Origin of the sequence: Faecousia intestinalis (assembly GCF_040096185.1) — a bacterium.
Lineage (GTDB): Bacteria > Bacillota > Clostridia > Oscillospirales > Oscillospiraceae > JAZOXB01.
In genome coordinates this window covers 1-1,402 of record NZ_JBBMFF010000052.1, presented here as the reverse complement: position 1 = coordinate 1,402, position 1,402 = coordinate 1, and the positions used below count along the sequence as shown (strand labels likewise).

Genomic DNA, 1,402 nt, shown 5'->3' with positions numbered 1-1,402 from the left:
TTTCGCAGAGTATGCCACTCTACGAGAATGCTGCCAAGTTTTTTAACGCAAATATTATAAAACGATGAACTCAATAAATCAATACAAAGCCACTCTTTTTGGCAATTTTCACCAAAAAGCGAACTGATTTTAGACTTATAACAAGCCATTCCTTGTGCAGCGCCATACTCCGCTGCCGGAGACGGAGTCGGGTCGGGCACAGGGAATCGACTTTCGGATCCGTTAAAATAGAAGTACCCGCAAGGGAAAACGAATCTTTGATCGGAGGAAGCAACATGATCAACTGCGAATGGATCCGCAAGCAGAAGAAGGAACGGCCGTCCCTCGGGAGCAGTCCCGGCCCGAAATGCAAGCCGAACGTGCGGCTCCGGGTAAGATGCGCCAATACGGAGCAACCCTGCTTTTCTGCGCTGTGCGATGCCTGGCTCCTGCGGAAGCGAGACGAAATTCGGGAATCAAGCTACATCAAATACCGGGCGATCCTGGAGCGGCATATCAAGCCGCGGCTGGGCAGCCGCAGATTGGGCGGCATCTGCACCGCGTCGGTCGATGCCTTCACGCGGGAACTGCTTGAAACGGACGGGCTGTCTGTCAAGACCGTGCATGACATCCTGTCGGTCCTGCACAGTGTTCTGAAGGATACGGAGGCAAGGCGGCCGGCTGGCGCTCTGGCGGTCCAGATCCGTTATCCGAAGGGCAAGCGCCGGGAGATGCGCGTGCTGACCATTGAGGAGCAGAAAAGGCTCGTTGCATATCTGCTGCACCCCACGGACAGCTGCAAATTCGGCCTGCTCCTGGCGCTGTATACCGGCCTGCGCATCGGCGAGCTCTGCGCGCTGCGCTGGAGCTGCATCGACCTTCGTGAGCAGACCATCCGCATTGCGGCTACGATGCAGCGGCTCGGCGGGACCGGAGAAGGCACGCGGATCGTGATTGGCGCGCCCAAGAGCGATTCCTCGCACCGGACGATCCCGCTTCCGGCGCAGATCGCGGCGCTGTGCAGGCATATGCAGCCTACAGACCCCGAGGCCTATGTCCTGACCGGAGGCCCGGCCTATATGGAGCCGCGGACGCTGCAATACCGGCTCAAGCGCTATACTGCCGCCTGCGGCCTCGAGGGCGTTCATGCCCACACGCTTCGGCATACCTTCGCCACGCGGGCCATCGAGTCCGGCTTCGAGCTGAAATCTCTGTCCGAGGTCCTCGGGCACGCTACAACGGCGATCACCATGGAGCGCTATGTGCATTCCACCTTAGAGATGAAACGCACGAATATGAATAAGCTCGCCATGCCGGAGATTTGAACCGCATTGGAAATGCAGTGACACACTATCGGCTGATTTTGCAGAAGTTTGCCGAAAATCCTGCAATTTTCTTTCACTGAGTGGCATACTCTGCGAAA

At 57.3% G+C, this 1,402-nt stretch carries 1 protein-coding gene; it reads left to right on the top strand.

Annotation, left to right across the window (positions count from 1 at the left end; genetic code table 11):
• Window positions 1–275 precede the first annotated feature (275 nt).
• The gene (locus WMO66_RS00645; RefSeq protein WP_349134475.1) at window positions 276–1,304 is read left to right on the top strand and encodes a tyrosine-type recombinase/integrase; all 1,029 of its coding nucleotides are present in this window, start codon (window positions 276–278) and stop codon (window positions 1,302–1,304) included.
• The last annotated feature ends 98 nt before the right edge of the window (window positions 1,305–1,402 follow it).

Coding starts and splice junctions, on each gene's coding strand:
- WMO66_RS00645 (WP_349134475.1), top strand. CDS start 276: ATGATCAACTGCGAATGGATCCGCAAGCAGAAGAAGGAACGGCCGTCC.